A 9,421-nucleotide genomic window follows, 5' to 3' on the forward strand; every position below is an offset into this window, starting at 1 on the left:
GCCACCGGGTGCTGGACACACCCGAGCCCGCACGGTCCTTGGACCAGGCTGACCCTCGTGGAGAATCAGTGTTTCCTTAAGACGGGGCAACGGGCAAGGTCGGAAAATCTGAAGCTGGACCCCCAGGCCGTCCGGTCGTCAGGCGGAGCTCTCGGAGGTGTCGTTTGCCTTCTGGTAGGCGCGGAGTCCCCCGGCGATGGACTGGACATTGGTATAGCCCAGATCCACCAGCTGGGCCGCCGCCAATGCCCCGCGGTTGCCACCATTGCAGAAACAGACCATGGGCGCGTCCTTGTCTGGTGCGACTCCCTCGATCTGACGCGTGATGGAATCCAGCGCTACATTGCGGGCGCTCGGCAGGCTGCCTTTCTGGTACTCCCCGGGTTCGCGCACATCGATGGCCACCGCACCGGATGCCAGGCTGGCGTCTACCTGTTGCGGCTCGATCTCCTTGATGCGAGCGCGCGCGGCTTGCGCCCGACGGAGAAACTCTTCGTCGTGATGATCCATAATGATTTTCCTTTCGGCGATGGTTTTTCGCGCGGTCAGTGCTGAGAACAGCCCATCCTCGCCGCGTCGCGAATTAGGTACGGGGCACAAGACAAAGTTCGACCGCGTTCTTGCCCGTGGACAGGAGGTGATCACGATGGGTTTGAGCCAGTGGTGGCCGTTCGGCCGCGTGCCGGAAATGAGCCCCGAGGAACTGGCGCAGGCGATGGAGAATGCCGAGGTGCAAGTGCTGGATGTGCGCACCGGTGTCGAGCATCGTCGGAGTCGTATCCCGGGCGCGCGTCACCTCCCGATCACGCAGTTTTCCAGGAGACGCCTGGCGGACCTGGAACTCGATCCCGATCGTCCCGTGGTGGCCATCTGCCTGAGTGCACACCGCAGCATCCCCGCCGTGCGCAAGCTGCGGGCCCGCGGCTACGAGGCCCGCCAGCTTCGCGGCGGCATGCTCGCCTGGTGGCGGGCAGGACTGCCATGCGAGCGGGGAAGTGAAGGCGTCGGTGGATAAGACCTGCCACCGTCACGCGGGCCCGGCAAGCCAAGAAACGGGGCGGCCATTCCCCTTGGCCGCATGCTCTCGGAGTGCAAGGGCCCCGTTTGCGGCCCAGGGGCCAGCGTGCGCGCCCTTGGAGCGGCCGTTGCGGTCAGGAGCGCCGAGTAAACGCAGTTCGCGGCTTGCGTCCGTCCCCGGCCGGCCGGTATCTCAGTCGTCGTCCTTGTCCTGCTTGCTGCCCGGAGTGACGGCACGTCCCACCGCTCCGGCGGTCTTGCCGGTCGCCTTGGCGGCGCCGGTGGTGACGCTGACGGCGGCGCTTCCCGTGGCACCGGCGACCTTCACGGCCGTGCAGCCCGTGGTCAGCGGCAGGATGATGGCAAGCAGCAGGAGCGGGCGGGTGTAGGCAATCATCGGCTAGAGACTTCGTTGATGTCTGCGATCAAGGGTACGCCCGTCATGTCTGTGAGGCCATGGTATGTCCAAAAGGGAGCACCGAAATGGAGGATGTTCGGCGCCATCGTGGCCCCGGGCTGGCGGTCACGAACCAGCCCTCCACAGAACCAGCAGGTGCGCCGCTGGTCTGAAGGTCGAGCCCCTGTGGAGACTTGCGATGTCCCGTTTTGCGCCCTTGTTCGCTTCCCTGTTTCTGGTGCTTCCGATGGCCTGCGCAACCGCCACGGAGCCCGATACCGAGGCCTTGTTCCAGCACGAGCTGGGCCGGCTGCACGCGTCCGAGATTGTCAGCCTGCAGGAACGCTTCCAGGGCCATCCGCTGCTGATCATCAATACCGCCAGCCATTGTGGTTACACCGACCAGTTCGGTGGGCTGGAACAGTTGCATCAGGACTACCGGGACCAGGGGCTGAAGGTGGTGGGCTTCCCCTCCCACGACTTCAATCAGGAGGCCGACGACGAGGCCGAAACCGCCCGGGTGTGCTTCGAGAACTTCGGCGTGACCTTCGACATGTTCAGGCCGATCGGCGTGCGTGGCGCGGACGCCCATCCGATCTTCCGCGAACTGGCGCGCCAGGCCGCCGCTCCGCGCTGGAACTTCTACAAGTACGTGGTGGACCGGGAGGGGCGGGTGGTCGCGCACTTTCCCAGCCAGGCCGGCCCCGGGTCCGCCGAGCTGCGCCGCGCGATCGAGAGCATCTTGTAGCCCATCGTGCTGCGGCGCCGCCGACGGAAAAAATAGCGGGAGACTATCTCGCTCATGGTGAATATCAACTGGCACTAATAGCTTGTGGGGCCTAGCTTCAAGGGCAGGTGGACAGTGAAGCCCACCCTGGCCGAAGGTGGCCCTGGGTCGGAACGGCTTGCGGTCCCTGAGGAAAGCCATCGATTACACATGGATGACGGCTTCCGAAACACGAACCAGCTGAACGCAGCGAAAAATGGAGAACGATATGGGTGAGCATCAGAACATGGGCAAATGCCCGGTCATGCATGGCGGCGAGACCGCCGCGGGCCATTCGGTCATGGACTGGTGGCCGGAGGCGCTGAACCTGGACATCCTCCATCAGCATGACCGCAAGACCAACCCGATGGGCGAGGACTTCGACTACCGGGAAGAGGTCAAGAAGCTCGACTTCGACGCCCTGAAGAAGGATATGCACGCGCTGATGACCGAGAGCCAGGCGTGGTGGCCGGCCGACTGGGGTCATTACGGCGGGCTGATGATCCGCATGTCCTGGCACGCGGCCGGCACCTACCGTATTGCCGATGGTCGCGGTGGCGGCGGCACCGGCAACCAGCGTTTCGCACCGATCAACAGCTGGCCGGACAACGTCAGCCTGGACAAGGCGCGCCGCCTCCTGTGGCCGATCAAGAAGAAATACGGCAACAAGATCAGCTGGGCGGATCTGATGATCCTGGCCGGTACCGTGGCCTACGAGAACATGGGTCTGAAGACCTTCGGCTTCTCCTTCGGGCGCGAGGATATCTGGCATCCCGAGAAGGACACCTACTGGGGTGCGGAGAAGGAATGGCTGGCACCCTCCAACGAGCGCTACGGCGACGTCGACAAGCCCGACACCATGGAGAACCCCCTGGCGGCCGTCCAGATGGGCCTGATCTATGTGAACCCGGAAGGGGTCAACGGCAAGCCCGATCCCCTCAAGACCGGCGAGCAGGTCCGCGAGACCTTCGCCCGCATGGCCATGGACGATGAAGAGACCGCGGCGCTGACCGCCGGCGGACACACCGTGGGCAAATGCCACGGCAATGGCGATGCCGGTGCGCTGGGTCCGGAGCCCGAAGGGGCCGACGTCGAGGAACAGGGCTTCGGCTGGAAGAATCCCAACATGCAGGGCAAGGCCGCCAACGCCGTCTCCTCGGGCATCGAGGGTGCCTGGACCACCCATCCGACGAAGTTCGACATGGGGTACTTCGACCTGCTGTTCGGCCATGAGTGGGAGCTGAAGAAGAGCCCCGCCGGCGCCTGGCAGTGGGAGCCGATCGAGATGAAGGAGGAGGACAAGCCGGTGGATGCCAGCGATCCCTCCATCCGCCACAACCCGATCATGACCGACGCCGACATGGCGATGAAGATGGATCCGAAGTACCGGGCCATCTGCGAGAAGTTCATGGCCGATCCCGCGTATTTCCAGGACTGCTTCGCCCGCGCCTGGTTCAAGCTGACCCACCGTGACCTGGGCCCGAAGACCCGCTACATCGGTCCGGAAGCGCCGCAGGAAGACCTGATCTGGCAGGACCTGGTGCCGGCCGGCAACACCGACTACTGCGTCGAGGCGACCAAGAAGAAGATCGCCGAGAGCGGCCTCGGCATCGCCGAGATGGTCAGCACGGCCTGGGACAGCGCCCGCACCTTCCGCGGCTCCGATATGCGCGGTGGCGCCAACGGCGCCCATATCCGCCTGGCCCCGCAGAAGGACTGGGAGGGCAACGAGCCGCAGCGCCTGGACCGGGTGCTCAAGGTCTACGAGCAGCTCTCCGCTGAGACCGGCGCCAGCGTGGCCGACCTGATCGTGCTGGGTGGCAGCGTGGGCATCGAGCAGGCGGCCCGGGCGGCCGGGCATGATGTCCTGGTGCCGTTCATCCCGGGCCGTGGCGATGCCAGCGCCGAGATGGTCGACGCCGACTCCTTCGCGCCGCTGGAGCCGCTGGCGGATGGCTTCCGCAACTGGCTGAAGAAGGACTACGTGGTCAAGCCGGAGGAGATGCTGCTCGACCGCGCCCAGCTGATGGGCCTGACCGCGCCGGAGATGACCGTGCTGATCGGTGGCATGCGCGTGCTCGGCACCAACCATGGCGGCAGCAAGCATGGCGTGTTCACCAGCCGTGAAGGCCAGTTGACCAACGACTTCTTCGTCAACCTGACCGACATGGCTAACGCCTGGAAGTCTGCGGACAACGGCATCTATGAGGTCCGCGACCGCAAGAGCGACCAGGTGAAGTGGACCGCCAGCCGCATCGACCTGGTGTTCGGCTCCAACTCCATCCTGCGCAGCTACGCCGAGGTGTACGCCCAGGACGACAACGAGGAGAAGTTCGTGAAGGACTTCGTCAGGGCCTGGACCAAGGTGATGAACGCCGACCGCTTCGATCTGGAGCAGTACCAGCAGTAAGCGCGGCCTGAACCGGGCAGTTTGCCCGGCCTGCAGACCAGGACGCCCGGGACCATCCCGGGCGTTTTTTTGTGTCTTGGGTTCGGCTCCCGCGACCGCCGGAGGGCAACCGCCCGCGCCTGATCCTCCAGGCCTGTCTGGCCCCTGCGAGCCCGCACCCACTCGGCCTCCGGGTGGTAAACTTCGTCCGGCCTTCACCCAACGCCTGTTTCGACGCCCAGGTCGGGCCGTCCAGCACCTTCAACGAGCCCTTCCAGCCCGGACAAGCTCGTCAAGCCAATCGGTTGCCGTGGTCCGGCCACGGCCCGCAGGGCAAAGCCGATCACGATCCAGCCATAGGCCATCATCAGCACCCAGAGTAGTGGCTTGTGCCACAGCGCCGGCGTATGCCAGCCCGCCCAGCGCATGCCATGCGCCACGGCCAGCCCAGCCGCCAGCCCCGCCGCGACCGGTGCCCATGGCAGGAACACCTCCACCAGCCAGAAGGCGAGCAACAGCACCAGGGCGAGGCGGTCCAGCCAGTCCCGGTTCACCGGCGTGAAGGCACCATCCAGCCCGCGCTCGATAAAGAACGGGATGACCCGGCGCCCCATCATCAGGATCAGCGACAGCACCAGATAGACCCCGGAGTAGAGTCCCAGGCGCTGGCCGCCATCGAGCAGATCGAAGGCGCCCAGGTAGAACAGGCCGTTGCTCGCCCCCAGCAGCGCGATCTTGCCGATCACGGCGAGCTGGGCCCATTGGCGTGTCTTCCATACCGGGCGGGCCAGGGCGGCCAGCAGCCACAGGGTAAAGCCGAGATCGAACAGCGCCATGGCCACCAGGCCGGGGTCCCCGAACAACGCCGCCACCCGGCCGCCGAGCCAGAGCCCGGCCAACACCAGCAGCGCGGGCCCGTGGGTCGTCTGTACCCCGGTCCAGTTGCGCATAGCCGTGAGCAGGAACCCGGCGACCACCGCCATGGCGTAGCCGAAAATCAGGGTATGGCCGTGCCAGGCGAAGGGCCCGCCAAAGGCGGCCGTGGGCAGCGCCGCCATGTCGAATGGGTAGAGCCAGGTCCACAGACCCACGACCAGCACGGCGTACACCCCTGCCAGCAAGAAGAACGGGCGAAAGCCCAGATGGCTCAGGGCAAACCGAAACGGTCCCGGCTCTTCGATATTCAACTTCAACATCGCCCCCTTGGCCCCGCGGGGCGGGTACCCGCCATCTCGGCGCGAACCACCCAGAAGACGCGTTCGCACCCGCTCATATAATGCATGCAGTGCGAAGCTTTTTGCGAACTTGGCCCCTTCGTCATTGCGAGGCCTCGAAGAGGCCGTGGCAATCGTTCGGAATGGCCTGGATGCCGCTCGATTGCCACGGGACCAAAAGCCAGGGATTGACCCCGCGCCTCGCTATCCCGTCGCGCGCATGCCGCCGCCTCGCCCTCCGCCGGGCGGGGGTGTCCAGACGTTGCGAAAGGCCTGATGCGTCTTCGGTGGGAGGTGGCGGGAGAAGCGCAACTCGACACCCCGGTCGGTGCGCACGGCCTGGATCCGGCCCTGCTTCAGCCCGTATTGTCGAGCGACGTCCTCGCAGCCCCTCACGAACCCGGACGGCGGCTTGCCGCGCCGCACGCGGGCAGCGCCATCGCGCAGCTCCACCGAAAACACCAGCCGGGCATGCCAGAGCATCAGCGCAACGCCAAGCCCCAGCAGGGCAAACAGGATCAGGAACGTGAGCAGCATGATGGATTGCGGGACAAGGGTGCGCCCCAGTGTAGCGCACCCCATCTGCGGTTCTTCGCCTCCGCTCGTCGACGACTCGTCAACGCAATAGCCCATTTACGGGCCCAAAAGCCCCGTTTAAGCCCTGGAAATAGCCCTTCAAATTCGCAAAGCCGCGTTAACTCAGTTCGTTACCGTGGTCCGACCCTGTCCTTGGCGACACGCTCAACAATTGTTTCGCATATTCAAAGCGTTCCTCTACCTTCTGGCGGTCCTCAACTTCGGGCTGTCCCTCACTAGCCCCACGGGCAATCATTTCAGCGTGCCGTAACAGCGCAGCGCGATCCTCTGGCCGCTGTACGAATCTCGCGACCTCGGCGATCGTTTCCAGCAGGCGGACAGTAACCGCGGTGTTCGAGCGGGACACTTGTCGGATCTGGTTGAAGGCCGCATCTGTGACGTCCACAAAAGTAGACCCTGGAGCAATCACCCTCAGCTGATCCGTACTGTCATAACGATAGGGCGATGGCATGTCTCGCGTAGCCAAACGACTCAACGCGGACGCCAGGTGGTCTACGCACGTAATTGCCGTGAACGGGTCATTCACTCCCGAGGAGAGGGCACGCAGAGCGACCTCCACGAGTTGGGTAACCGCGAACTCGATGTCCTGGCCCGAAGTCCGCTGGTTACCCAGGGCGAAGGTGTTGTTGACCTGATCCGCAGGCACGTCGGCGGCCCTTTCTCCCGGCCAGACCAGCATCAGGGGGCCACCGGAGACCACATAGTCGCCGGGTACTCGCTCCAGTCGAATGACCACATCCTTTTGCATCGCCAACTCGATCAAGGCGTCCGTGTCGATGAACTGAATGTATCCGTCCGCGCTCGCTCGAATGGGACGAGCCTCCCGGTCAAATACGTCCAGAAATGCCGACTCGGGTGGTGTTGCCGACGTCCGTGGCGTCCCCTGCCCGATGTGTTCCGGAAACAGGCGGTCCACCCCGGCGATCAACTCGTCGCTCACGCGCGCCACGATTTCGTTGGCCTGCATCGAAACAGACACGTGGTGAATGAAGTAGATCAGCACCCCCATGTCGCCTTCCCGTAAATTCGGTCCATTGAAAACTGGAGGTCTCCGGGCACACTAGAGCCAAAGGAGGCCGAGATGCGCAAGAGTCGGTTTACGGAAAGGCGACAACGGCACTGGACGATCTCCGTGCTTTCCCCTTGTCGGCTAGGCGGGAGGCCGGGCACCAGATCGACCAACTCCAGCATTGAAGAGACCCCGACGACTGGAAGCCGATACAGTCCGTGGGGAAGGGTGTCAGAGAAATCCGGATCCGAGACGAGGCCGGAGCATTTCGGGTCCTCTATGTCGCCAAGTTCGGGGATGCGGTTTACGTGCTGCATTGCTTCTGGAAGAAGACACAAAAAACCCGCAAGAGCGATCTGGACTTGGCCGCTCAGCGTTATCGCGATTTGCTGCAGGAGATAGGCCAATGACCGAGCACCGATTCGACAGCGTGTGGGATGCGATTGAGAACACCCCGGAAGAAGCGGAGAACCTGAAGCTGCGTTCCGCTCTGATGAGGGCCCTCAAGGACCATCTCGTTCGCTCGGAAATGAAACAGGGCGAGGCCGCGAAACTCTTCGGAGTCACGCAGCCGCGAGTCTCTGATCTGATGCGAGGAAAGATCGACGTGTTTAGCCTCGATGCCCTGGTGAACATGGCAGCGGCCGCCGGGTTGCACGTTGAGTTGCGGGTCCTCGACGCCGCGTAGCTGTGTCCGCATCTCCTGATCGTAAAAGTTCTAGCGTCGGCCTGCCGTGTTATGGGTGGGTAGTCCAGCGATCCGAGGGGTAGGTGGCTCTCGTGGAATCACGGGGTCACACCTTGCCCTTTGCCTCTCCCCTGATGCGGGGGCAAAAGGCAAGGTCTGAACATCCCTCTCGGATTTTCAAGGCTTGGGCGTTTCGCGTGTGGGGCGACGGTGGTACTCCCGTCCTTGACGGAGCATCGTCCAGATCATTCGGATCAAGTGACGCCCGAGGGTTCGTACCGCTTGATTGTGAGTTATTGTCAATTCTGGTGTATGAGCACTGAGAGTCAGGCGGCGCTCCGGTCGGTGTTGGATGGCCCGGTTCGCTCGACGCCATCGATGAACTGAACCCCGCGCTCGAGCTTGTCGAGCCACTCGTAACCCCGGAGTCGCCGCCAGCGCTTCTGGGCGCTCTGGCCGAGCTTGAACGTCAGGCTCAGGATGGTGTTGCGGGTCACGCAACCGCGGGTCTTGGCAGTGCGCAGGCGCACGGTGGCGAACGTCGATTCGATCGGGTTGGTCGTCCGGATCGATTGCCAGTGCGCGGCCGGGAAGTCGTAGAACGCCAGCAGGGCCTCGCGGTCCTTGCGCAGCGTCTCGGTAGCTTTCGGGTACTTGTCGCCGTAGGCGGTCAGGAAGGCGTCGAAGGCCTTCTCGGCATCGGCATGGGTCTCGGCCATCCATATCGCCTGTAACGCCGACTTGGCCTTGGGCTGGCTGCGCTTGGGGAGCTTGTTGAGCACGTTGGCGGTCTTGTGGACCCAGCAGCGCTGGCTGCGGGTGCCCGGGTAGACCTGGGCCAGTGCCTTCCAGAAGCCCAGCGCGCCATCGCCGATGGCGAGCTTCGGGCCGTTCGCCAGGCCCTGATGGTCCCGCAGGCGCACCAGCAGCTCGTACCAGCTCTGCTCGGACTCGCGCATCCCGTCATCGAGGGCGACGAACTCCTTGGTCCCATCCGGCAGGACCCCGATGATGACCAGCACGCAGGCGCGCTCGTCGTCGTCACCGCGCAGGTTGAAGTGGATCCCATCGGCCCACCAGTAACTGTAGCGGTAAGCGCTGAGATCGCGCTCGCGCCAGTCGGCGTGCTCGGTGAGCCACTGCTGCTTGAGCCGGCCCAGCGTCGAGGCCGACAACCCCTTGGGCCTCTTCTCCCAGAAGCGCCGTGAGCGCCTCCTGGAAATCGCCCGAGGACACGCCCTTGAGATAGAGCCAGGGCAGCAGCTCCTCGACCGAACGCGCCCGGCGCAGATACGGCGGCAGCAGGCTGGAGGTGAAGTGCCTCCCCCCGCCCGCGCGATCCCG

At 64.3% G+C, this 9,421-nt stretch carries 7 protein-coding genes and 4 pseudogenes; 5 read left to right on the forward strand and 6 right to left on the reverse strand.

Annotated elements, in window-relative coordinates:
- Positions 1 to 138 precede the first annotated feature (138 nt).
- Complete coding sequence (locus D573_RS0112120; protein WP_018938830.1) at positions 139 to 510, reverse strand: rhodanese-like domain-containing protein; 372 nt, start codon at positions 508 to 510, stop codon at positions 139 to 141.
- A gap of 136 nt (positions 511 to 646) precedes the next feature.
- Between D573_RS0112120 and D573_RS0112125 the strand changes: the two genes are divergently transcribed.
- Entirely contained in the window at positions 647 to 1,015 is a 369-nt protein-coding gene (locus D573_RS0112125; protein WP_018938831.1) for a rhodanese-like domain-containing protein, read from the forward strand.
- 195 nt (positions 1,016 to 1,210) lie between these two features.
- On the opposite strand, the gene D573_RS0112130 is transcribed toward D573_RS0112125, so the two are convergent.
- Positions 1,211 to 1,414, reverse strand: coding sequence for a hypothetical protein (locus tag D573_RS0112130; RefSeq protein ID WP_018938832.1), 204 nt, complete (start codon positions 1,412 to 1,414; stop codon positions 1,211 to 1,213).
- 199 nt (positions 1,415 to 1,613) lie between these two features.
- Here D573_RS0112130 and D573_RS0112135 point away from each other — a divergent pair, with 199 nt between their 5' ends.
- Positions 1,614 to 2,162: a glutathione peroxidase gene (locus D573_RS0112135; protein ID WP_018938833.1), complete on the forward strand. Its 549-nt coding sequence runs from the start codon at positions 1,614 to 1,616 to the stop codon at positions 2,160 to 2,162.
- 235 nt (positions 2,163 to 2,397) lie between these two features.
- Positions 2,398 to 4,590 carry a catalase/peroxidase HPI gene (gene katG / locus D573_RS0112140; protein WP_026287983.1) on the forward strand — a complete coding sequence of 731 codons (2,193 nt, stop codon included), beginning with the start codon at positions 2,398 to 2,400 and terminating at the stop codon, positions 4,588 to 4,590.
- 296 nt (positions 4,591 to 4,886) lie between these two features.
- On the opposite strand, the pseudogene D573_RS13890 reads toward katG, so the two are convergent.
- The 3 genes and pseudogenes from D573_RS13890 to D573_RS13895 all read right to left on the reverse strand — a co-directional run.
- A pseudogene (locus D573_RS13890) lies at positions 4,887 to 5,765 on the reverse strand (NnrS family protein); the annotation flags it as partial.
- A gap of 222 nt (positions 5,766 to 5,987) precedes the next feature.
- Positions 5,988 to 6,320 carry a DUF3634 family protein gene (locus D573_RS0112150; protein WP_018938836.1) on the reverse strand — a complete coding sequence of 111 codons (333 nt, stop codon included), beginning with the start codon at positions 6,318 to 6,320 and terminating at the stop codon, positions 5,988 to 5,990.
- A 157-nt stretch (positions 6,321 to 6,477) separates the two neighbouring features.
- Positions 6,478 to 7,389 (reverse strand): annotated as a pseudogene (locus D573_RS13895) (DUF2254 domain-containing protein); the annotation flags it as partial.
- 110 nt (positions 7,390 to 7,499) lie between these two features.
- Between D573_RS13895 and D573_RS13900 the strand changes: the two are divergent.
- Positions 7,500 to 7,799: pseudogene (locus D573_RS13900) on the forward strand (type II toxin-antitoxin system RelE/ParE family toxin).
- A complete protein-coding gene (locus D573_RS0112165; RefSeq protein WP_012982512.1) occupies positions 7,796 to 8,077 on the forward strand; it encodes a helix-turn-helix domain-containing protein in 282 nt (93 codons plus the stop codon). Before D573_RS13900 ends, D573_RS0112165 begins: the two are co-directional and overlap by 4 nt.
- Positions 8,078 to 8,403: 326 nt before the next feature.
- On the opposite strand, the pseudogene D573_RS13905 reads toward D573_RS0112165, so the two are convergent.
- Positions 8,404 to 9,421: pseudogene (locus tag D573_RS13905) on the reverse strand (IS256 family transposase); the annotation flags it as partial.

Source organism: Thioalkalivibrio sp. AKL9 (assembly GCF_000377825.1).
GTDB lineage: Bacteria > Pseudomonadota > Gammaproteobacteria > Ectothiorhodospirales > Ectothiorhodospiraceae > Thioalkalivibrio > Thioalkalivibrio versutus.